The sequence below is a fragment of the Lentisphaerota bacterium genome, assembly GCA_016873675.1.
Lineage (GTDB): Bacteria > Verrucomicrobiota > Kiritimatiellia > RFP12 > JAAYNR01 > VGWG01.
This window is the reverse complement of sequence record VGWG01000047.1, coordinates 1-22,162: the sequence shown is the minus strand read 5'-3', so window position 1 is coordinate 22,162 and position 22,162 is coordinate 1. Positions and strand designations below refer to the sequence as shown.

General features: G+C 64.5%; 16 protein-coding genes. 2 read left to right on the top strand and 14 right to left on the bottom strand.

Features of this window, described 5'->3' with window-relative positions; genetic code table 11:
* The 13 genes from FJ222_07510 to FJ222_07450 form a co-directional block, all read right to left on the bottom strand.
* On the bottom strand, positions 1–568 hold a 568-nt coding region (locus FJ222_07510), incomplete at its 3' end, for an undecaprenyl/decaprenyl-phosphate alpha-N-acetylglucosaminyl 1-phosphate transferase (GenBank protein MBM4164271.1).
* Positions 569–573: 5 nt separating this feature from the next.
* On the bottom strand, positions 574–2,361 hold the full coding sequence (locus tag FJ222_07505) for an exosortase/archaeosortase family protein (protein MBM4164270.1): 1,788 nt from the start codon (positions 2,359–2,361) through the stop codon (positions 574–576).
* Positions 2,298–2,870 carry an orotate phosphoribosyltransferase gene (locus tag FJ222_07500; GenBank protein ID MBM4164269.1) on the bottom strand — a complete coding sequence of 191 codons (573 nt, stop codon included), beginning with the start codon at positions 2,868–2,870 and terminating at the stop codon, positions 2,298–2,300. Before FJ222_07500 ends, FJ222_07505 begins: the two co-directional genes overlap by 64 nt.
* A 15-nt stretch (positions 2,871–2,885) precedes the next feature.
* Positions 2,886–4,037, bottom strand: coding sequence for a hypothetical protein (locus tag FJ222_07495; GenBank protein ID MBM4164268.1), 1,152 nt, complete (start codon positions 4,035–4,037; stop codon positions 2,886–2,888).
* Positions 4,034–5,254 (bottom strand): cell division protein FtsA, encoded by a 1,221-nt coding sequence (gene ftsA, locus FJ222_07490; protein MBM4164267.1) that lies wholly within the window; start codon positions 5,252–5,254, stop codon positions 4,034–4,036. The genes FJ222_07495 and ftsA overlap by 4 nt, the downstream gene beginning before the upstream one ends.
* Positions 5,255–5,270: 16 nt before the next feature.
* Positions 5,271–6,131: a hypothetical protein gene (locus tag FJ222_07485; GenBank protein MBM4164266.1), complete on the bottom strand. Its 861-nt coding sequence runs from the start codon at positions 6,129–6,131 to the stop codon at positions 5,271–5,273.
* A 26-nt stretch (positions 6,132–6,157) separates the two neighbouring features.
* Positions 6,158–7,063: a D-alanine--D-alanine ligase gene (locus tag FJ222_07480; protein ID MBM4164265.1), complete on the bottom strand. Its 906-nt coding sequence runs from the start codon at positions 7,061–7,063 to the stop codon at positions 6,158–6,160.
* Positions 7,064–7,070: 7 nt separating this feature from the next.
* Entirely contained in the window at positions 7,071–9,404 is a 2,334-nt protein-coding gene (murB, locus tag FJ222_07475; GenBank protein MBM4164264.1) for a UDP-N-acetylmuramate dehydrogenase, read from the bottom strand.
* Positions 9,405–9,442: 38 nt separating this feature from the next.
* On the bottom strand, positions 9,443–11,980 hold the full coding sequence (topA, locus tag FJ222_07470; protein MBM4164263.1) for a type I DNA topoisomerase: 2,538 nt from the start codon (positions 11,978–11,980) through the stop codon (positions 9,443–9,445).
* 22 nt (positions 11,981–12,002) lie between these two features.
* Entirely contained in the window at positions 12,003–13,160 is a 1,158-nt protein-coding gene (gene dprA / locus FJ222_07465; protein ID MBM4164262.1) for a DNA-protecting protein DprA, read from the bottom strand.
* Positions 13,161–13,184: 24 nt separating this feature from the next.
* Complete coding sequence (aspS, locus tag FJ222_07460) at positions 13,185–14,966, bottom strand: aspartate--tRNA ligase (GenBank protein MBM4164261.1); 1,782 nt, start codon at positions 14,964–14,966, stop codon at positions 13,185–13,187.
* A gap of 235 nt (positions 14,967–15,201) precedes the next feature.
* Complete coding sequence (locus FJ222_07455; GenBank protein ID MBM4164260.1) at positions 15,202–17,259, bottom strand: hypothetical protein; 2,058 nt, start codon at positions 17,257–17,259, stop codon at positions 15,202–15,204.
* 46 nt (positions 17,260–17,305) lie between these two features.
* Complete coding sequence (locus FJ222_07450) at positions 17,306–18,364, bottom strand: Gfo/Idh/MocA family oxidoreductase (GenBank protein ID MBM4164259.1); 1,059 nt, start codon at positions 18,362–18,364, stop codon at positions 17,306–17,308.
* Positions 18,365–18,603: 239 nt separating this feature from the next.
* On the opposite strand from FJ222_07450, the gene argF reads away from it, so the two are divergent.
* Positions 18,604–19,605: an ornithine carbamoyltransferase gene (argF, locus tag FJ222_07445; protein ID MBM4164258.1), complete on the top strand. Its 1,002-nt coding sequence runs from the start codon at positions 18,604–18,606 to the stop codon at positions 19,603–19,605.
* Positions 19,606–19,681: 76 nt separating this feature from the next.
* The gene (locus tag FJ222_07440; protein ID MBM4164257.1) at positions 19,682–20,689 is read left to right on the top strand and encodes an aspartate carbamoyltransferase; all 1,008 of its coding nucleotides are present in this window, start codon (positions 19,682–19,684) and stop codon (positions 20,687–20,689) included.
* Positions 20,690–20,735: 46 nt separating this feature from the next.
* Here FJ222_07440 and purB read toward each other — a convergent pair whose 3' ends face one another.
* Positions 20,736–22,112: an adenylosuccinate lyase gene (gene purB, locus FJ222_07435; GenBank protein ID MBM4164256.1), complete on the bottom strand. Its 1,377-nt coding sequence runs from the start codon at positions 22,110–22,112 to the stop codon at positions 20,736–20,738.
* Between the last annotated feature and the right edge of the window lie 50 nt (positions 22,113–22,162).

The following is a 22,162-nucleotide window of genomic DNA, read 5'->3' as shown; positions in this document are numbered from 1 at the left end:
TCGCGAGACCGGACGCCAGGCCATCCATGCCATCGATCAGGTTGAAGGCGTTCACCGCGCCAACGATCCAGAACACCGTCACCACGAAGTTGACCGGATCGGACAGCGTTATGGAACCCCCCCCCCCGACGCGGAAGCCCGCAAGATACAGCAGTGTGGCTGCGGTAATCTGGCCCAACAGCTTGACATAGGGCTTAAGGCTGATGGCATCATCCATCAAGCCGACACCCAGAAGCACCAGTGACGCCCAGAAAAAAGCGGTCAACTTGTCGATGCCGTAGATCGGGTGGAACACGCTGGGAAAGAGCATCAGGCACACCCAGACCGTCGCATGGAAGGCGATAAATACGGCAACGCCGCCCGCCCGTGGCGTCGGCTGCGTGTGAATGCGCCGGATGTCGGGCTGATCGACCATCCCCAACCGCCGGGCCAGCGCGCGCACCGGCGGCGTCAACGTCAGCGAGAGTACCAGTGAAGAAAAGAAGGCAAACAGGTAGGTCAGCGCCCGCGACCAGCCGGCGGATGCCAATTGTTTCGTCCCCTCCTCATACCAGTCAAATACGAACATACCGATCACCTCCTGTCGACCTGGATCAGCGGATAAAGGCTGGCAACAGCCGCGCGCACCGTGTCATCCGCCGCCGCCGCATCCGGGGGCACGTTGACGGTCAGGGCAAACATCACCCACCGATTGATACGATTATGCACCGAACGGGCCCACGCGTCGCGCAAAATCCGCACCGCATGGGATGCCGTCTCCTGTTCGCTATTCCTGAACCAATAGCACAACGTGAAGCGCGTGGTACCCCGCTGCACGCTCACGATGCGGACCGACAACGGCCCGCGGCCCGGCAGCGGCACCGACAGGGTGCGCGCGCGGGTCATCGCAAATCCCTGCGCCGGCAGGCACAGCTCGGGTCTGTGGATGCTCATCCGGGAGCGCCCGCTGACCACGACGCTCATTTCCATGTCAGCCCCCGACGGTGCCGTATAGAGGCGTTTCACGATCACCGTGTCGGTGGGCAGCAGCGTCGCCTCGCCCAGCGAGCGGTCAAACAAGGGACCGCCACATTTCGGGCATGATCCCCGTTCGCCCCCATCTGAACACGTCAGGCAAATCAACCGGTGCAGGCATTGCTCGTTGTGGCAGAAGAGCGGAATCGCCCCGCGGTAATCGCCGAACGCCTCAGGTAATTCCGGAACCGCGAGCTCCAAGGCGTCCCCCGTCGGCAGCGGCAATCTCGTCTGAAGAATCAGAATCAGCGCCAGCGCCAGCGGCACGGCGCCCGCGCGCAACCGGTCGCGAATGCCCCATGTCGCGGCCTCAGGGGCGGAGCCACGGCTGGTAACGCCCCGTTCACCATACGCCTCTATCCGCAATCGCGGCAGCCGGCCGATCCAGTGGCCGGACTGAACCATGAGCAGCACCGCAACCAGGAAAACGACATACCCCGAATAGTCATGGTAAAAACCGGTCGCCGCCTCAGACCCGAAGAATCGCGCGACCACCGCGATTGAAAGTATCCGAACGGTGTTTCCGAGCACGGCAATCGGCACGGCCAGGAGGAAAAGCAGCGCCTGCCGAAAACGGCCGCGCACCGTGAGATAGGCATAAGCGGCTGTCAAAGCAGTCATCGCGAACAGGGAGCGAAGCCCGCTGCAGGGGTCCGCGACATCCAGATTGAACCCAGTCCCGGACAGGGCCTGCAAGGCGGTTCCCTCGCGGACCACGGGTATCCCCATCCCGTTCAGCAGCACCGATGAAGCCGTCGCGGTGATCAGGCGCAGCCGGATGGTGAAGAAGTCGAGGAACCCCATGGGCATGGTGAACACCAGAAATGCCGCCGGAAACATCATCAGCCTCGCCACCCGCGGCCCGAACAGCGCAAACGGGATGGCCCAGACCTCCAGCAGCAGCGCCAGATGGCAGAAACGCATCTGTCCGCCGCGGTTTCCCAGCCAGAACACAGCCAGCCCGAACACCGAGATGCAGATGCCGCGCCAATCGGGCCGACCGGCCGCGACTGCCGCTCTGAGCTCATGCCGCCGCAACCAGAGGACCACGGCCGAGAAGCAGGGCACCGCCCAGCCGTGTGACAGATCGTTGCGGGGCAACCCAAACTCATACGTCATCCAGGCGAATGTCGGCGCGAACAGTGTCAGCGCCAGCGCCAACGTCAGCGAGCCGATGATCCATCCGAAATGCCTCAGCCAGGGTGTTCCCGCCAGAGTCATCATAGTCCATCCTTCCCGCCTGTGCGCGGGCCTGCCGCGCGTGAAACCGTCCCGTTGCCCACTCACGATCCCGGATGGACCGTTTTTGAGCCCGCAGCGCAGAGGGGGCAATTCGCGGGTTCCCATATTTTTGGAACGAGGTTCAGCAGGCTGTACGTGGGAGCGTCGAACGTCACGGTTCCCGCGCTCCGGTCGACGAGCACCAGGATGGCGGCGACCGTCGCGCCAGCCTGCTTCACGATGTCGATGGTCTCCTGCACCCGGCCGCCGCGCGTGATCACATCCTCGGCGACCACATACCGCGCGCCGCGCGCGAGCGCAAACCGGCGCATCACCAGCTGATCGTTCTCTTTCTCGGCAAACAGGCTCGGCACATCGAGGGCGCGCGCAATCTCGTGACCCACCAGAATCCCGCCCACCGCCGGCGAAACCACGCCGTCCACCCGTCCACACCCCCCCGCGACCCGCATCCGCCGGACCAGTTCGCCGCAGAGCCGCTCGGCCGACCGGGGAAACCGCAAGACATTGGCGCACTGAAAGTACCGGTCGCTGTGCAGCTTGGATCGCAGTTCGAAGTGTCCCGACAACAACGCGCCCGACTCTTCCATAACCTGCAATATTTCATTATCTGTCATCATGATGCACCCTCCTTAAAAAGAAATGTGTTTGCGCACAACCGTGGGGATGTCCAGGTCCTCACCATTGAAAATGGTCGACTCGATGTCTCGAAAACGCCCTTTTCCGGTGTTGAACCCGAGTTTGGACTTGGTTCCCGTGGTCGCGCGGCTGCGGCGGGCCACTCCCGAAAGCGTGGGCCGCGCGTCGAGCCTCTCGGCTGGCGTCGCGCCGCTCGGTCCGGCTCCCGTCTCGCGCCAAGTCTCAAAGACCAGCGCGATCACGCACAGACACCCGTCGTACCCGGCGTCGACAATCGTGCCCATGTCCAGCCGACAGTCTTTGGGGAGACTGCCGCCGACCGTTTGCATGATTTCGCCGATTTCGGACAACCGCAAATCCTCCCCGGCTAGAATGCCGAGAACCACCGCCCGCGCCGGTGCGGACGTATCGGCCGATCCCACCTGCGCGAGGAGACCGGCTGCGGCATCGCGCGCCCGCACCGCGCCCGCCGCCTCGCTCAGGCAGAACCGCGCCCGGCCGCGACTGGCGAGCACCGCCCGCAGGCGTGCGGGGTCGAAACGAATGAATCCGGGCGTGAGCACCAGCCGCCACAACAACGAGACGGCATGGCCAAACGTGCGGCACGCATCACGGCGGGCGTCGCTAAACGCCTGCTCGCCGCCCTCGTCAGCGGACCACAGATCGCTCTGGGGGATGACCACCACCGTGTCCGCGTTTTCGTCCAATTGCGGCAACGCGCGCTCGGCCGCCTGACGCCGGACTGCGTCTTCGAACGCAAACGGCATCAACGCGAAACAGAGCGTGGTGATTTCCCTTCGCCTCAGCTGGCGCAGCAGCTCCGGCGTCGCGCCGCCGCCCGTTCCGCCGCCCAGCGCGACCACGACGACCGCAATGTGAACGCCGTCCCATTCGTGCGCGACCGTTTCGGCGTCGTCCTGCATCGCCAGTCGGCCTTTGACCGGATCGCCGCCAGCACCCATCCCGTCGAGCCGCGGCACACCCAGGACGAACCCCCGCAACCCTTCGGCGCTGTTGATCGCCTGCCGATCTGTATCCAGGCCGACCGCGCGCAGACGTTCGCCAAACGACCGCCTCGCCACGGACGCAAACTGACATCCGCCGCCGCCGACACCCACGAGAATCATGCCGCTTTCGGTGCTCATCGCTTGAATATGTCCTCAATCATTTTTTTGACGCGTGTGCGCATCGGGCGTATCCGCTCACCATCGCACCCATGCTCATAGCCGTACAGCAGAAGCCCCGCCACCGTGGCCAAGTCGGGCGCGGGCTCAATCGTCGCCGCGCAGGCGATATTGCGCAGGACACCGGCCTGGCACGGCAATCCAAACAAATGCTGCGTCAGTTGGCAAATGCTGCGCAACTGCGTGCCGCCGCCGGTGAGCACGACGCCGGCGCCCAGAAGCGGAAGCAGCCCCTCTTCATCCAGACGGGCCCGCACCACGCGGAGGGTCTCGTCGACGCGAGCGTTGATCACCGTCTGCAGCGCGCGCACGCCGAACGAGCGGGCGGGGAATCCGGGGCTCTGCGGCAGCGTCAGCCGCCGCCCCGAGGCATCGGCGTCGATCACCGCGCTCCCCTCCTTGCGTTTGAGCTCCTCGGCCTGGACCGACGTGATGTTGAAAGCTAGGGCAATGTCGTTGGTGATGTGATCCCCGCCGACGCCGATCGAGCCGGCTGCGGCTATCACGTCGTTGGCAAACACCGCGTAGTCCGTTGTTCCGCCGCCCAGATCGATCAGCAGCACGCCGTTCTTCTTCTGCTCGGGAGACAGCACGGCCAAAGACGCCGCGCAGACTCCGAACACCGTGTCCTGCACTCCCACCGATGCGTTGCGCAGCACCGCCATGGCATTGTCGAAACGGGCGCGCGCGCCATGCACCATCAACACGTTCAGCGCGAGCTGACCGCCCGTCATCCCCACCGGATCGAAGATGCCCTCCATATCGTCAACCGAGTAGGTCTGTGAAAAAGTGTGAAGGAGCTTCCGCGAGTCGTCGAGATGGAGACTTCCGGCCAGTTCGGTCACCTCGTTGACATCGTCCTGGGTCACCACATGATCGCGGCCCTGGATCGGTATGTTACCCACGTTGCCCACGGTCTGGATATGGCCGCCCGAAACGCCGATCAACACCTGTGCGATCGTGAGTTTGCCGTTTTGCTCGGCCTGACGCAACGCCGCCACCAAGCCGGTTTCGGCCTGCTCCACCGCGACCACCTGGCCCTTGCGAACCCCGGTCGTCGGATACGTGCCAATAGCCGTCAAGGCCAGGCCGTTGTTCTGATACTCGCCGACCGCCACCACGGTCCGCGTCGTCCCCAGTTCAACCGCCACTAGAGGTTGGGTCGCCATAACCGCCATTCCCGTTTGATTGATGTTAGTCCGATGCGGTAAACCGCCCCTTCACCGTCGCATTCCAGAACCGCCTGCCACGCCCCGCAGGCGTATTCATCGCACGTGACAACTCCCTCAGCTTCGTCAGCAGATCCCGGATCCCATCCGGAGATCCGCCGCACGCCTCCAGCATGCCGTCCCACGCGAGCACGACCTGTTTCTGGTCGATCAGCGTCAACACCAGATGATCGGGCATGGCGGCATCGATTGCCGTGACCGGCAGTTGATACGGTTTTTTTCCAAGACAGGAAACCAGAAAAACGGCCGCACGAGCCATGCCGGTCAGGGATACTCCCTGCGAGGCCTGGATGCCATCAACGCCCGTCAGCAGCGGCAGCCCGCTGACCGACACGTAGCGGGGAAAAATAACGCCTTCGTCATCCACCACCAATCCGCCCGGTTCAATCCGCATGATCGGCCGACGCTCAACCATCCGCACCACCAGCGTGTCGGGCAGGAGGCGCGTCATGCGCAGGGATTTGATGTTGAGCGCCCGCAGCAGAAACTCGCGGCGGGTTCCTTCCAGATCGAATCCAAACAGCGGCATTCCGATCATGATCCGGTTGTCGCCGCTTCCCGCCGCCAGCAAATCGCGCACCAGAGCGGGTGACATCGTTTCGCCTCCGTCCACGTCAAGCTGTCGCATCACAAACGTCTTGTTCAGCACGAAAACGCCCTTGCGGAACACCCAGGGAGAGAAAAAAAGGATAAACAGCAGCGCCAGAAAAACAACGGTGCCGACCAGGAACGGGCGGAGGCTGGTCCACCAGATGCCAGCGCCCGGCCCGCCGCGTTTGCGGTTTTCCTTGCGCCCGCCCTTCACATCTAATCGTATCACCCGCATCGTTCGGTTCCGTTCCAATCGGTCGCTCAGCCGCATCGGGCGGCCTCCAGTATTCGCGCGCACAGCTCCGGGAAGGCGATACCCTGTCGCGCGGCTGCCTTGGGCAGCAGGCTGGTCTCCGTGAACCCCGGCACGGTGTTGATCTCCAAGACATACGGTTCGTCCACAGGCGTGATCCGAAAATCGACGCGACCCAGTCCGCGGCACCCCACCGCGTGGAACGCCCGGCACGCGATCGCCCCGCACCGGTCGGCCAGCGCGCGGTCGGCCGGAGCATCCGGGAAGACGATCCGAGAGGCGCCGGGGGTGTATTTGGCGCTGAACCCGAACCAGCCGTCCGGCGCCAGGATCTCCACCGCTGGAAGCGCCTCGTCCAGGAGCACGCCGACCGTCCATTCGCGCCCGGCGATGAACGTCTCGACCAGCACGCGCCCGTCGGGATCCATGCGGCGCGCCTGTGCCAGCGCAGCATCCCACTCCACCGCCTCGCGCACCAGGCCCACACCCACGCTCGAACCGTCGCACGGCGGTTTGACCACCAGCGGGAGTCGCATCGTCGTGTGCGTGCGTCCGGAGTCCAAAACCTCGTAGGGCGGCGTCGCGACCCCGGCCGCCGCACAGGCCCGCTTGGTCGCGATCTTGTCCATAGCCAGCCGGCTCGCCGCCGCTCCGGACCCGGTGTAAGGGAGCCCCCGCGCATCCAGATCGGCCTGTAGGCCCCCGTTTTCGCCATAACCGCCGTGCAGGGCAATGAACACCGCTTCACAATCGTTGGGCAGGACGCCGTTCACGGAATCGGCCTCCAAAACCACGGGAACGACGGAATAACCGGACGCCGCAAGCCCGGCCGCAATCGCGCGGCCCGAGCGCAACGAAATCTCGCGTTCGCTCGACGTGCCACCCATCACCACCGCAACCCGTTTGAACCGCATATCGCCCCTATCTCAACAGCCGCACCTCAGGCGTCAGCCGGACACCCCAGCGCGCGTCAACCGCCCCCGCCATCAGGCGCATCAGCGCCAGAACATCCGAGGCGGTCGCTTCCGCCCCGGCCACAATCACGTTGGCATGACCGCCAAACACGGCCGCCCCACCGACCCGCATCGTCTTGCACCCGGCTGCCTCCAGCAGCCGACCGGCAAAATCGCCGTCCGGATTCCTAAAAACAGATCCCGCTGTTCGTAACCCGTCCAACGCCGTCCGCCTCACACGGAACGCTTCGCGCCGCCGCCGAACCACCGCAGGCGATTCGGCGTCCAGACTCAATCGCACCGAAACCGCCACGCGATCACGCAAGCCGAGACATCGCCGGTAGCCGAATCCGCACCGTGTAGGAGATAGTATAGCGGGCGTGCCGTCAAAATTCAAACAACGAATCTCAGACACCCGCCCGCCGACCGAACCGCCGTGGGTGCCAGCATTCATCGCCAGCCACCCGCCGACCAGCCCCGGCACGCCCTCCAGACATTCGAGTCCCGCCAGCCCGTCCGCTTCGAGTCGGTCGAGCAGCGCCGATCCCGCGAGGCCGCAACCGACCTCCACCTCGCCCCCACCGATCCGTTCATACCTCTGGAACTCTGGACCCGACAGGCGGATCACGAAGCCGGCGACGCCTCCGTCTGCCACCAGGGTGTTGGATCCGCCGCCGAGAACCTGTACCGGCATCCCCCGATTCGACGCGGCCACAAGCGCGCGCACGAGCGCAGCCTCGTCTCCGGCCCGCATGAACCAGTCGGCCGAACCGCCCACGCCAAACGTGGTCATCCGCCCCAGCGGCGCGTCAGCAATGGCGTCGGCCGTCGGCGGTGGCGTCGCCGCAGCAGAAAAGGCCCGCGCCCGCGCGGCCAGCGCCACGACATCGCCCGCCCCCACCACCAGCAGCACGTCGTCTGGGGCGAGTCCGATGTGTGCGGCGTGCCAAGCCTCGTCGTGCGTGTCGGCGAGCAGCACCCGCATCGCCGGCCGGAGGCGGCGAAACGCGGCGTACAAATCCTCCGCAGAACCGCCCGCGAGCGGCAGCTCGGAAGCCGCGTAGACCGGCATCACGATCACCCGGTCCGCGCCGTCAAAAGCCGCCGGGAACGCATCTCGCAGCGCCAACGTCCGGGTGTACCGATGGGGCTGAAACACCGCCGTGATCCGCCCGAAGCCACCCCCCATCGTCTGGGCAATCAACGCTCGGATCTCTTCGGGATGATGCGCATAATCGACAATCACGCGGGCGCCGTGGACCTGCGCCACAGTCTCAAAACGCCGATTGGGCAACGCGGTGCATGCCGCAGCCAGCCGGCCGACCGCCTCCTCAGGCGGGACGCCAGAAGCCACAGCTGCGGCAAGCGCACCGAGCGCATTCAGAATATTGTGACGGCCCGGCACGCCGATCACCACTCCGCCAAGCGACCGCCCCCCGGCAGACACGGTGAACGCGCAACGGTCGGGACCGCACACCGCGTCTGACGCACGCAACCACGCCGTCTCGGAAAACCCGAATGACACCGCGTGAACGCCATCGCAGACCCGCCCGCACACCTCGGCGGCCAGCGGGTTGTCGGCACACCACGCCACGCCTGAACGGGTCGCCGCCACCACGCGCCGGTAGCATGCCACCAGATCCTCGATGCCGGCGAAGTGCTCCAAATGGTCGATGTCGATGTTGGTGACAACCGTGACGTGCGGGCGATAAAGCGCAAGCGTGCCGTCGCTTTCGTCCGCCTCCACCACGAGGTGGCGCACACCGCTGCCGCCGCTCCGACCCGCGCCTGCGCCCAAGCTCGGGGTTTCGCCGCCGAGGCACCACTCGACGGCGTGTCCCAGTTCTTGAAACAAGCGTGTAGAAAACAAGGATGTCGTCGTCTTGCCGTGCGCGCCGCACACCGCCACGCTGTGCGGCGCCGCCGACACCCAGGCGGCGAGCGCGACCCCCCGGTGGAGAACCGGAATGCCGGCCGCGCGCGCAGCCGCAATCTCGGGTTCCTCGTCGGTGATCGCCGTGCTGCGAATCACGCACACCGGGCTGCCGGAACGGCGGGCCTCGACCAACGGGGCGAGGTGCGCCGGGGCGTGCGCCGGGGCGACCGCCAGGCCAGCCGCTTGCGCGCGGGCGGTCAACGGATTGAGGGCCGCGTCGCAGCCGTCGACCGTCCACGTTCGGGCTGCGAGCAGCGTGGCCAGCCCCGCCACGCCCACCCCGCCAATGCCCATCAGATGCGCGTGCCCCGGAGCGCCGGCGGCGAGCGCCTCGGCGATCACACGCTGTTTATCATAATCCCGCATCCGCCACCTTCAGGGTTCATCCCATTCCCGGATGCCAGTCATGCCTTCGCCGGGGCGGCAGCGCGGATCTGCAGGCCCAGCCGGCTGGCCGCTTCAGCAAAACCGGGAATCTGTTCGTGATAGCGCGAGACCAGCTTCTTGAGCGCCGACCGCTGCCGCAGTGAAAGGAACTTCTTGAAACCATACTGTTTGGCCAGGCTCTCGTAAAAGGAGTGGTCGTCAAAGGTCATCTTGCCCCGCTGGGTCGGCTCGCGCCAGACCGTGACCGACGCCATCAGCTCCAGCAACGGACCGCTCTCGTTGTCGACCTCCGCCACCGCATCCGCTTCGGCAATGTTCAGGGTCCCTTTGATCTGGTCAAAATCCGGGATTTGCGCGGCGTTTCGGATGAGTATCCGGTTGAGCGCCCCCATCTGATTCTCGGAGAGTTTCCGACCCACGCGGGTTTGATCGTGCAGCGACTCGACAAAACGCCGTTGCTCCTCGCTCAGCTCGATGGTCCGCAACAACTCGAAGCGTCGGTCCGATTCCTCGTGCGACGGCGCCGCGTTATCCGCCGCCACGAGACGCTCAAACCCGAGCCGGATCAACTCATTTTCACCTCCGCTAATCTGGTCGCGATAACGCACCGCAATGCGCGCCAAGGCCTCTAACTGCTTATCCGAGACGGGCTTTTCTCCGTCGGCTTCCTGTTGACGCACCGACGCCACGAAATTCTCGTCGCTGTATTTTCGCTTGCCCAGTTTGACCTCCGGCCCCCACACACGCACCTGGAGGAGCATGCTGAAGATCGCATGAACCGTGTTCAGATCGGCCGGCGGCTCCTTGGCATTGGTCATCCACGCGCTAAACCGCGTGTAAAAAGCACCCATCATATCGGTCCACTGGACCCCGCCGTCTTCGATCTGATCGAGCGATTCTTCCATGGCGGCCGTGAACCCGACGTCGAACAGGTCGCCGAGCTTCGCGACGAGCAGGTCGTTGACCTGCATGCCAAGGGTGCTGGGGATGAGCATCCGCTTTTCGCGCGACACATAGGTGCGCGCGTCGAGGGTCTCGATGATCGCGGCGTAGGTGCTCGGACGTCCCACGCCGTTGGCTTCGAGGGCCTTCACCAGCGCGGCTTCGGTGAAACGCGGCGGTGGCTTGGTCTCCTTGCGATCGCTGAGCCACTCAACCAGATCGAGCGTCTCGCCGATTGCCAGCGGGGGCAGCTTGTCCACCTCGTCGGCCACCTCGGATTCGTCGCCCTCCGCCTCCCGCGTCTTGCGGATGTCCAGTTCCATCACCTTCAGGAAGCCGGGGAACAGCACCTCGGAAGCCGATGCGGTCAGCTCGTACCGGTGCTGCTGCGCGGGCGGCGGCTCCGAAACCACCACGGCGGTCCGCTGCTCAATCCGCGCGCACGCCATCTGGCTGGCCAAGAAACGCCTCCAGATCAGGTCGTACAGGCGCAGGGAGGGCGTGTCCAAAACCCCTTTGAGGCTCTGCGGCGTTCGCGTCACATCCGTGGGCCGAATCGCCTCGTGAGCCTCCTGCGCGCCCGCCCGGCTCTTGAAGCTGTTGGGCGCCTCGGGATAGTACGCGTCGCCATACTCGGAAACGATGAAGTTCCGCGCCGCCGCCTGCGCGTCGCGTGAAATGGCGACCGAGTCGGTGCGCATATAGGTGATCAGACCGACGATCCCTTCGCCCGCGCCGAGTTCCACGCCCTCGTACAGCTTCTGTGCCAGACCCATGGTCCGGCTCGGGGAGAAGCCGCACACGCTCGACGCGGCCTGTTGCAACGTGCTGGTGGTGAACGGCGGCATCGCCCGCCGCGTCACCGGCCGCAGGCGGATGTCGCCCACCCGCAACCGCCGTCCGTCCAGATCGGCCAGCACCGCAGATGCCGACGACTCGGCACGGAGGTCGGCCTTCTCGCCGTCCATCTTGGCCAGCTTGATCGTGAACGGGTCGGCTGAGGCGGTCTCCTTGCGCACCCGCGCCCCGAGAATCCAGTAGGACTCGGAGACAAACGCACGGATCGCCTGCTCCCGTTCGCAGACGAGACGGAGCGCCACCGACTGCACCCGGCCGGCGCTGAGGCCTCTTCGAACCTGCCGCCAGAGCAGCGGACTCACCTGGTACCCGACGATCCGGTCCAAGATCCGCCGCGCCTGCTGGGCGTCAACCCGGTTCATGTTGATCACGCCTGGATTTTCGATCGCCGCGCGCACCGCGCGCGGTGTGATTTCATTGTATTGAACGCGATAGAACGGTTTGTCCTTGGCGCTCGCGGTGAGCACCTCCCGCAGGTGCCAGGCGATCGCCTCCCCCTCGCGATCCGGATCGGGCGCCAGATAGATCGCGTCGCAGGCCTTGGCCGCCTTGCGCAATTCGTTCACCACCTTGGTCTTGTTCTTGGAGAGCACGTATTTGGGGGCGAACCCGTTCTCAATATCGACGCCAAGCGTCCGCTCGGGAAGATCACGAATGTGGCCCACCGATGATTTCACATCGAATCCGGACCCTAAAATCTTGCCGATCGTCTTCGCCTTTGCGGGCGATTCCACAATGATCAAGTGCTTGGCCATGTTGCTTCGTGTCCTTTCTGTCTCACCGTCTCAAAACGTGTTCCCGTTCAATCCGCTTCGCCATGCCGCCGGGCAACAGCTGCACCATCCGCCGCAATTGCAACCCCACCAGCAGGGAGTTCACCCGGCTGGCGGACAATCCGCTGGATCGGATCAAAAAATCAACGTGCCGTTCCTCGTCGAGCAGGCCAATCACGTGGCGCTCATCATCCGTCAGCACCGGTTGCGGCGTCCGGGCCTCGTCCGGGGGCGCCCCAGGCCGCGGCAGTGTCGCAGCTTCCGCATTCCGCCGCGCGGAACGCGGCAGCAGCTCCTGCAGCTCATCGGCCACGTCGTCGGCGCATGTCACCAGCCGCGCACCCTCGCGCAACAGCCGATGACAGCCCGCTGCCTGGGGCGAATCCACCCGCCCGGGCACCGCCATCACCGACCGGTTCTGGTCGAGCGCCTGGCCGACGGTAATCATCGTGCCGCTGTTCAGTGGCGCTTCGACCACAACCACCCCGCGGCTCAGCCCGCTGACGATGCGATTGCGCATCGGGAACGTCTGCCGATCGGGCTGGCGTCCAAACGGATACTCGCTCACCAACGCGCCGCCCGCCGCAACGATCTCCCGCGCCAGCCCTTCGTTCTCAGCGGGAAAAATGCGATCAAGCGCCCCCCCCAGAACCGCCACCGTCAGCCCTTTGGCCTGGAGCGCGCCGTTGTGCGCCTCGGTGTCGATCCCCCGCGCCAACCCGCTGACCACCACGTAACCCGCAGCCGCAAGCTGGAAGCCGAACCGCCGCGCAGTCTCCCGTCCGTAAACCGTCGCCTGGCGCGTGCCGATCACCGCCACGCCCGTTCCCGAGAGCGCGGCGGGGTCGCCTGCCACGTACAGCACCAGCGACGGATCGGCAATTTCTTTCAGGACCGCAGGATACGCCGCATCGGCCCACGTGACCAGCTTGACATTCAGCCGCTCGGCGCGCGCCAACTCGTCGTCGCACCGAGCCGTTCGGAATTCGCGGTAAAAAAAAGCCGCGCGGTCGGCGCCGATTCCGTACACCCGAGAGAGGTCGTTTTCCGAGGCGTCAAAGATGGCAGCGACCGACCCGAACGCCTCTTGCATCCGTTTCACGGTCACCGAGCCGATCCCTGAAACCCGGTTTAACGCGATCAAAGCATCCCGTTCGTTCACGCCGCCCCCTCCGTAACCCCTCCGTCACGCCTCCTGCGGCTTCTGCCCGCGAAGCCGGATGTGCAGCTCGCGGAGCTGCTTCTCCGTCACGTCCGACGGCGCGTTCATCATCAGATCCTGTGCCTTCTGGTTCATCGGAAACGCGATGACCTCGCGGATGTTGTCCGCGCCGGCCAGCAGCATCACCATGCGGTCCACGCCGGGGGCAATGCCGCCATGGGGAGGGGCGCCATACTTGAAGGCATTGAGCAGGCACCCGAATTTGCTCTCCACGACCTCGGGGCCGTACCCCGCGATCGCGAATGCCTGGTACATGATGTCGGGACGGTGGTTGCGGATCGCGCCGCTGGAAAGCTCAATGCCGTTGCACACCACGTCGTACTGGTAGGCGAGGATATCGAGCGGATTACGGTTTTCCAGAGCCTCCATCCCGCCCTGCGGCATCGAGAACGGGTTATGCGAAAACGCCGTCGCACCGGTCTCGGGGTCTTTCTCGAACATCGGGAAATCGACGATCCAGCAGAAATTGAAGACGTTGGGATCGATCAGGCCGAGGTCGCGTCCGAGCTTGGCTCGAATATCGCCGCCGATCTTCGCTGCCTTCTCCGGCTCATCGCACACGAAGAATGTCACGTCGCCGTCCGCCATGCCCCCCGCCGCCGCCAGCGCCGCCAGCTCGGCGGGCGTGAGAAACTTCTGGATCGGCCCCTTGACCGCGTCGCCGTCCCAGATCAGATAGGCCAGCCCCTTGGATCCGATACCCTTGGCGTGTTCGAGCAGCTTGTCGAAGAAGCTGCGGGGCTTGTCCTTGATCCCCTTCACCGGTATGGCCCGAACGACCGCACCGCCCTTCACGGCCGCAGCAAAGGCGTTGAACCCGGAATTCAAAAAGATCGCCGAGACATCAACCATCTCAATGGGGATGCGCAGGTCGGGCTTGTCACTGCCGTACTTGAGCATCGCCTCGCGGTACGGGATGCGCCGCCAGGGCGTCGCGTCAACCCGTTTCTTGGAAAAGGTGGTGAAGGTGCTGTGGAGGACATCCTCGACCACGGCGAAAATGTCGTCCTGAGTGACATACGACATTTCCATGTCGAGCTGGTAGAACTCGCCCGGCGAGCGATCAGCGCGCGCGTCCTCGTCTCGGAAGCACGGCGCGATCTGAAAGTAGCGGTCGAATCCGGCAACCATGAGGAGTTGCTTGAAGAGCTGCGGGGCCTGCGGCAGGGCGTAGAACTTTCCCGGGTGGACGCGGCTCGGCACCAGGTAGTCACGCGCGCCTTCGGGCGAGCTGCACGTGAGGATCGGCGTCTGGTATTCGTTGAAGCCCTTGTCCGTCATCATCCGGCGCAGGTGCGCGATCACCCGTGAGCGAAGCACGATGTTGGCGTGGAGCGACTCCCGGCGCAGGTCGAGAAACCGGTACTTCAACCGCAATTCCTCGGCGCAATCCTCGTCCCCGGCCAGATAGATGGGGGTTTGCTCGGCGGCCGATTCGACGGTGCAGGCGTCGGCCACCACCTCGACCTCGCCGCTCGGCAGGTCGGGGTTGACGGTCGACGGCTCGCGCCGCGTCACGATTCCATCGACGATGATCACGCTCTCCAGACGCAGCTTGGCTAGCTCGTCAAAGAACGTCCGGCTGGGGTGAACCACAATTTGCGTCACCCCGTAATGGTCGCGCAGGTCGATGAACAGAATTCCGCCATGGTCGCGCTTTCGGAAGACCCATCCTGACAGTCTGACGCTCAGTCCCGCGTGGGTCTCGCGCAGGGCGTTGCAGGTGTGCGTGCGATAGCTATGCATAGAGTGCTCCCCTGTAAAAAGTGGGTACTATAGCACGGCTGACGCAAGACGGAAACAGAAAAGACGATGCGCAGAAAAGACGATGCGCTCTGCCGGTGTGCCGGGAACAACGTTATCACGTCGGGTTTCCGCCTGATGTCGCTTGATTGTATGTGCCCTGTTCACAACGTCAGACTACCTCTCAAGAAAGGGCGCCCAATCATGATCGTGTTGGACACACTCGTCGAACAGGTTTTTAGTCGTTCGCCACAGGGCGTCCGATGGCGTCATCGAACGATGAGTAGGTGTATGTAAACGTCCGATCATCGTTCACTTGAACCAGGTCTGGCAGGGTTTTCTCATTGACCGGGGTGCGGGGCAAATAGCGAACGGCGCGGGCGGTTTGAGGCCGGCCGAGCGCATCGCGGGTCTCGACGCGGAGTCCGTCCGCAGTGAAGGACTCCAGGATCAGGCCGCGACTCCGGTCCCAGCCCGTCAACTGGTTCTTTCCATTATAGCGGTAGACATCCTTCCAGTCGCGGCGGTAAGAGAGGACGGGGTCGACGTAGCGCGTGCTGGTCGCAGCGTAATCTACGGAGAGGATACGGTGATCGGCGCTGTAGACGCGGGTTTCGTTGTTCAGAAAATAGAACGAGAGGAATGCGGGCGCGGACGGGTGCGCGCCGTTGTGGGCGAAGGCGGCGATGTCGACGCGGCTGGCGGCGAGTGATGGGTCGGCGGCGCTGGGGAATCCCGGTTCGTGGTAGGCGACGGTGATCGCGGCGACCTGCCCCGCCGGGTCGAGCGTCCGGATGGTGACCTTGGCGGGGTCTCCCTGCAGGAGGACCCAGCGCCAGGTCAGATTGGTCGCGCCCGGCAGGGCCGCAGCGCTGGCGGCGACGGTGAGGGAGTGCGACCAGCCGACCCCGCGGAAGACGCGGGCGATGCAGGCCGGAGAATCGTAGAGACCGGCGGCGGGGAAACCGTCGAAGAAATCGCGGCCGTAAACCGGCTGCCGCTCCTGCAGCACCCGAAGCGTGACCAACGGCGGGATCGTGTTGCTCGTCAAACCATTGGCGAGCCGGACCATCGCGTCCACGTTCAGATTCGTGCCCGCGAACACTGCGGGGTGCGCAACGCCGGTGTAGTAGGCGTCCGGATGGGTGACCGGACGCTGCGTGGCGCGAAGGATCATTTGAACTGTGGGCGCGAGGAGCCGGTTCTGCACGAGGATCCGCTTGGTTTCGGGGCTGAACGCCGCCAGCGTGGCGGCAAGGGCGCGCAGGAATGGCTGGTCGGAACCGGACGAGCCTTTGGAGACAATGAAATACGGCGTATTAAAGGGAAAGACATCGCCCTGAGCAGCCTGGTAATCCTGGTGGGAGGGATAGACGTAGCTGTGGTTGGAGACATAGAGATTGAACAGCCCTCCGACGCGAAGCGGGTTGCAGACGAGCATCCGCGCCTGACAGCGCCAGAACGGACCCTGTGTGAGCGCCGTGGAGGAATTTCCGAAGGTCGGCAGGTTGTAGATGAACTGGGCGGCGCCGTAATACGGACGATTTGAGGCGCTGGCGGCCTCCGGTCCATAGACGATGCGCGCGAGTCCGGGGAAGTCGGCGACCTTGAGCGCCGAATGGCCGTCGTCACGATTGTCATACAAATCGCCGACGTTGCCGGCGGCACGGCCCTCCCGAAGCCAACCGGCGAGAAGCGGTTGAACGGGGCCCCGGTAGGCGTCGGCATCGGCGGGGGCGAGGCGCGGGCTGTCGGCCGACAGCACGAAGACCGATCGGAACAGGGCCGCGTCAAAATCCCAGACGGTGTTGGTGGACGAGACCCACGCGATGCCGCCCGGTCTGACCGGGGTGGGCGTCGCATCGTACAGGCCGTGGGGGGCGTCGGCGGACGGGGTTGGCTCGGCCTGCTTGAGCACGGCGGCGAAGGCGGGGCTGGAGTGGAGCGAGGCAAGATCGGCATCCCGCCGGATGTGATCGGCGTTGCGAAAGCCGAGCGCAACCGCCTCGCGCAGCATCTCGAATGCGGCGTCGGCTTTGCCCTGCCGGGCGAGCGCGCAGGCGAGGTTGTAGGCAAAGTTCGGGTCGGCCGGAAGGAGTGCCCGACCCGCGCGGCAGGCGTCTTCCATCGCGCCGTAATCCTGCGCCAGCACGGCAGCCATCAGGTCCCGCTTGATGGCTGAAAAGCGATCCTGAATGATGGGCAGGCCGAATACATCGGCCCCGGATGCGGCCTGCGCCACCGACCGCACGAACGCACACAGAACCAGAGACACGACACATGCAAACCGTTTCATGGGTACACAATAGGGCATGCCGGGACGATTGTCCATGGCCGGTGTGTCAGGCGAACGCCGAGTCTTTGCGGACGCTGGTGATGATCCGCATCACCTCGACGGCCTGATCGAGCGTGACGGGATAGGGCTTGTTGAGGCGGATGGTGTTGGCGAGGTGCTCCCAGATGAGCGTTGGGCTTGCCGGTGACTGGGGCGCCACAGGGATCTCCTCCTCGATCCACCGGAGGTCATCGGGCGAGCCAAAGTCCCCCAGGGGCGGCGTGCGGACACTGGCGCGGCGGCGCGGCGCGGCGTGTTTGGAATCAAGGTATTTGAGGGTGATGATCGTATCCGTAGCGGCCAGTTCGCCTTTCTCGCCCGACACGGTGTAGGCGGGAACGGGAATGACGCGTCCGCCGGAGATTTCGAGATCGACCGTAAGCCCGGCCAGATTGCGCATGATGATAGAAACGGTGTCTTCGGCGTCGCCCATGGCGGAGACGCGCTTGAGATCCGACCACATGCGCACCGGGGCCGATCCGAGCATCTGGAGGGCTTGGTCGATGAGATGCGGTCCCTCGCCGAGCAGTTGCCCGCCGCCGCACCGCTGGACGGTCTGCCAGTCGTCGCGCCGGCTATACGCGCCCCGGCGCAGGCGGATCGTGTGAATGTCGCCGAGGAGGCCCGATGCGATGATTTCGCAGACGTGGATGAAGACCGGCTCAAAGCGGCGGTTGAGCCGAGCAAAAAGCCTGTTGCCCGCGCGGATCGATGCGGCGCGCAGCACGAGGGCCTGATCCGCGTCGAGACTGATCGGACTTTCAAGGTTGACCCATCGCCCGGTCTTCAGCGCCTTGACCGCATGCGCCACATGGTCCTCGCTGCGCGTCGCGATGTCAACCAGTTCGACATCGCCATCGAGCAGCAGATCCTCGAAACGGCGGTAGGCCCTGCAGTTTGGATACCGAGCCACCGCGAGATCGCGGCGATCCTTGAGCGGATCACACACTGCGGCGATGCGGAACAGGCCGGGATAGTTGTCCAGTTCCAGACAATGCATGCCCCAGCCGGCACGACCAAGCCCGACAATGCCGATACGGATCGGTTCGCGAAAGGACGGAGTCATGAAAGGCACCTTTGAGAGTCATCCACACTCGACACGCACACTAAACGCATGCTGTCTGAAAAAATAACTTACAACTTTGTTGGACTGTACTCTGTTCTGCAGAGAGAGGCAAGAAAAAAATTCAGAAAAATAGGCGGCTAAAAAATGACGGTTCTCGCATGATCTTTGTTTCTGGTGCAAGGCCCTTTGAAAATGGTAAACTCCCCGCCTATGAATCACCCTATTTGGATTGGACCGCTATGAGCCTGCTTTGGAATCCGTCGCTTCGGGGCCGTTCGTTGCTGAAGATTTCCGATTTGTCGGACGGGGAAATGACTTCGCTCATTGACTTGTCGCTGGCGCTCAAGGCCCGGCGCGATGGCGGAACACGCGGTGATCTGCTCAATCGCAGGCAGGTGGCGCTGATTTTCGAGAAGAGCTCGACACGCACCCGCAACGCGGCTTCCTGCGCCATCCGCGACGAGGGGGGCGCCGCCGAATACCTGACCAGCAACGACATCCATCTGGGCGGCAAGGAGAGCGTGTCCGACACGGCACGGGTGCTGGGGCGAATGTTTGACGGCATCCTGTTCCGGGGGTTCTCGCAGAAAACCGTCGAAACGCTGGCGCGCTTTTCCGGCGTCCCCGTATGGAACGGCCTGACCGACGAGGCGCATCCGACGCAGATTTTGGCCGATCTGATGACGATGAAGCAGAAATTCGGCGCGCTCCGGGGGCTGAAGCTGGCCTATGTGGGCGACGGGCGCAACAATGTGGCCAATTCGCTGATGAATGGCTGCGCCAAGGCGGGCATCCATTATGTGAATTGCACGCCGCCGGAGCTGGCACCCGCAGCCACACGGGTCGCCGCCGCGCGCGCCATGGCCGCCGTCCACGGCTCAACCGTCGCGGTCATCGCCGATCCGGTGGCAGGCGTCAGGGGCTGCAACGTCATCTACACCGACGTCTGGGTCTCCATGGGCGAGGAGGCTCAGAAAGAAACCCGCCTCCGGCTGCTCAGCCCGTATCAGGTGAACAGCGAACTCGTCCGGGCCACAGGGGTTCCCGAAAGCGAGTTCATCTTCCTGCACTGTCTGCCGGCTTTCCATAACACGCAGACCGACATGACCCGCGACTGCGGCGCATTGGAAGTGACCGACGAGGTGTTCGAAGCGCCTTACTCCCGTGTTTTTGATGAGGCTGAGAACCGGATGCACACCATGAAGGCCTTGTTTGTTTCGGCCCTGACCCACGGAGGTTGACATGCACAAGAGAATGTTTGATGTAAGCTGGGAAACCTTCAGCGCGCTGCCTGTTGCGGAGAAGACGCCGTTCCTGATGCAGCCCGACGGCGCGCCGTTCCACACCCTTTTTGCGCAGCAGTTTGATGTGGCCCTGCTCAGCCGGCTGGCCGCGCTGGCCACCGCCATCCGGCAGATCGCCAAGACGCGCAGCGGCACGCTTTTTCTGCAGGATCTGATCTGTCACAAGCGGGCCATGATTTATTTCTCCCAGCCGAGCTCGCGAACCTTCCTCTCGTTCCTCTCGGCCTGCCAGATCCTCGGCGTGCAGACGGGCGAGGTGCGCGACATGGCCACGTCGTCCGAATTCAAGGGCGAGTCCAAGGAGGATTCCGTCCGGACGTTCAGCTCGTATTTTGACCTGATCATCATGCGCTCGCCCGAGAAGGGGCTGGCCGAGCGGATGGCCTGGTCGCTGTCCAACTCCGACCGCCCGCTGCCGCTCATCAACGCCGGGTCCGGCAAGGATCAGCATCCGACTCAGGCGCTGCTCGACATCTACACGCTGTTGCGCAGCTTTGAGCGCAACGGCGGCCTGCGCGACCGCACGGTGGTGTTCGTCGGCGATCTCGCCCGCGGCCGCACGGTTCGCTCGCTCTCGCTCCTGCTCACGCAGTATCCCAACATCCGGCAGATCTTTGTCGCGCCGCAGCCGCTGCAAATCGGCGGGGACATTGTCCAGGCGCTCGAAGCCAAGAAGGTTGCCTTCCATCTGACCGACGACTTCCACGCGGCGATTCCCGAGGCCGACGCCATCTACATGACGCGCATCCAGGACGAGTGGGATCACGACAAGGGGGAGAGCGTGGCCGTTGACATCTCCCGGTTCACCTTCGGCGCCGACGAGCTGAAGCTGCTGAAGCCGGCGGGCATCATCATGCACCCGCTGCCGCGCCGAAGCGAGATCGCCGTCTGCGTGGATTCTGACCCGCGCGCCATGTACTGGCGTCAGATGCGCAACGGCATGTGGATCCGCGCCGCCCTGATCGCCGAGACCTTCGGCTGCGGCAAGCGGATACACGATTACTACAATCAGAATTTGTAGGCGTGCGGCGTCCGATCAGCGGTGCTCACTGCCTGGGCCGATGCAATCACAGGCGGACGTGATCGGCCAGTTGCGGCGCGATACCGGTGTAGGTAGCCGGGGTGAGCGCCAGCAGTCGCTGCTTCTCCGCCTCCGGAATCTCCAGTGTGCGGATGAAGGCCTCCACACCCGCCGCATCAATCGCGCGGCCGCGGGTCAGCTCCTTGAGCCGTTCATAGGGGTTGGACAGCCCGTGCTTGCGCATGACGGTCTGGATCGGCTCGGCCATCACCTCCCAAGCGGCGTCGAGGTCCTCAGCCATCCGAACGGGGTTGAGGCGAACCTTTCCGAGACCCTTCAGCGTCGCCTGATACGCCGTGAGACAGTAACCGAAGGCGACCCCCATGTTGCGGATGACGGTCGAATCGGTGAGATCCCGCTGAAGCCGGGAAATGGGCAGCTTGCGGGCCATGTGCTCCAACAGGGCATTGGCGATGCCGAGATTGCCCTCGCTGTTTTCAAAGTCAATGGGATTGACCTTGTGCGGCATGGTCGAAGAGCCAACCTCGCCAGCGACGGTTTTTTGCCCGAGATAGCCCATCGAAATGTAGGACCAGACGTCGCGATCCAGATTGAGAAGCACGGTGTTCCACCGGGCCAGGGCGTCAAAGGCCTCGGCCAGACCGTCATGCGGCTCGATCTGGGTGGTCAGCGGATTCTGCTGCAGGCCGAACGTCCCTTCAAGGACCCGCGCGGCAAGGGCGGGCCAGTCGACGCAGGGGTAGGCGGCGCAATGCGCATTGTAATTGCCGACCGCGCCGTTCATCTTGGCCGGAAAGGCCAGCGCAGCGAGCTGGGTGGACTGTCGGCGGAGGCGCATCACGAAGACCGCCAGTTCCTTGCCGAGCGTGGTCGGCGAGGCGGGCTGGCCGTGGGTGCGCGCCAACATAGCGGTGCCGCGCGCGGAGGCGGCGAGATCGGCCAGCGCCGCGATGACGGCATCCTGGACGGCGCGCAGCACGGCGAGGCCGTCACGCAGCATCAGGGCGTGGGCGACGTTGTTGATGTCCTCCGATGTGCAGGCAAAGTGGACAAACTCGGAACGGTCGGACAGCGAAGACGCGGCGAGCTTCTCCTTGATGAAATACTCGATCGCCTTGACATCGTGGTTGGTTGTCGACTCGATGGCCTTGACACGCGCGGCATCGCTCATCGAGAACGCATCGGCGATGGCGTTCAGGCTGGCGGTCTCGGCCGGCGTCAGCGCGCGGGCTTCTGGAATCCCCGGCTCGGCGCACAGGGCCTGAAGCCAGGCGATCTCGACGCGCACGCGGCGGGCGATCAGGCCGAACTCCGAGAAAATCGGCCTCAGCGCGGCCGTCTTGGCTGCGTAGCGGCCGTCCAGCGGGCTGAGGGCGGTCAGCGGGTCAAGCATCGCGGACATAGGGCATCTCCAATCTGAACCGGGGGGCCAACGGACCTCACGTTGCTCGT